Raw genomic sequence first — 1,017 nt, forward strand, 5'->3', positions numbered from 1 at the left:
CCAGCGCCGTGGCCAGCAGGTCCGAGGCGTTGCGCGCCAGCGGCGCGCCGCCGTGTTCATCCCACTGGTCCAGGTGCTCGCCCAGGTGGTGCAGCAGCGGGGTGACGGTGCCGGCCAGCGGATGGCGTCCGTCCAGCTTCACGGCGGTGATCTGGTGGACCTGCTCCTGGGGCAGGCGGAACTGCTCGTGCGGGATCATGACCACCATGGTGGTCGCCTCGCGTTCGAAGGCCAGCGAATAGGGCCGCTGGGTGTCGTAGATGGCCAGTTCCCCGGGGGCCAGCAGCACCTGGCGTCCGTCCTGGACCAGCAGCCCATGCCCGGTCAGCTGCAGTGAAACCTTGAAGTACTTCCCGTCCCCGGCCGCCGCCAGCGGTTCGGTGCGCTGCACGGCGTGGGGCTTGGCGCTGATGCGCATCATCCCGATCCCGCCGAGCATGTTCGTGGCCAGGCTGGCGCGGAACCGGCCGGAGGACACCGCTTCGCTGCGCAGCGGGACGAAGGACTGGGAGACCAGGTCCGACCAGGCGGTGTGCGAATCCACGTGCTGAAACTGGTACATCCCTCTCCTCCCGGCGCCGGCACCGCCCCTGTAGTGCGCGTCACGTTGAATGTACGGCAGATTTTCGTCGCTGTCACCTGCTCCCGCTGCGCCACGGGGGGCTAATGCAGGGATTCGAGCAGGTAGTCCAGCTGCGCCAGCAGCTGCTGGCGCGAGTTGCCCGCATGGTCCAGCACGGCGGTGATCTGCGCCCCGAGCAGGAAGGTCATCAGCGCATTGCGCGCCACCTCCACGCGCTGCGGGTCCAGGCCCGGCACCTGGTGCAGCCAGCCATCGAGCTGGCGGCGCCAGTCATCCATGGAGTTTGCGTTCAGCTGCGCCATCTTCTCATCCTGCAGGGCCACGTGCCAGAAGTGGATGACCACCCGGGACTCGTCGCGGCGCTCCTCATCCAGCGGCAGCACCTCGGCGGCGAAGGCGCGGATGGCAGCCATTCCCGCCAGGCCGCGGGTGGT

1 protein-coding gene and 1 pseudogene are annotated in these 1,017 nt (G+C 68.9%); both read right to left on the minus strand.

Annotation, left to right across the window (positions count from 1 at the left end):
- A pseudogene (locus JCM19049_RS15255) lies at positions 1-562 on the minus strand (AraC family transcriptional regulator); the annotation flags it as partial.
- A 101-nt stretch (positions 563-663) separates the two neighbouring features.
- On the minus strand, positions 664-1,017 hold a 354-nt coding region (locus JCM19049_RS15260; RefSeq protein WP_279403351.1), incomplete at its 5' end, for a TetR family transcriptional regulator C-terminal domain-containing protein.

It is taken from the genome of Arthrobacter sp. JCM 19049 (assembly GCF_001310435.1).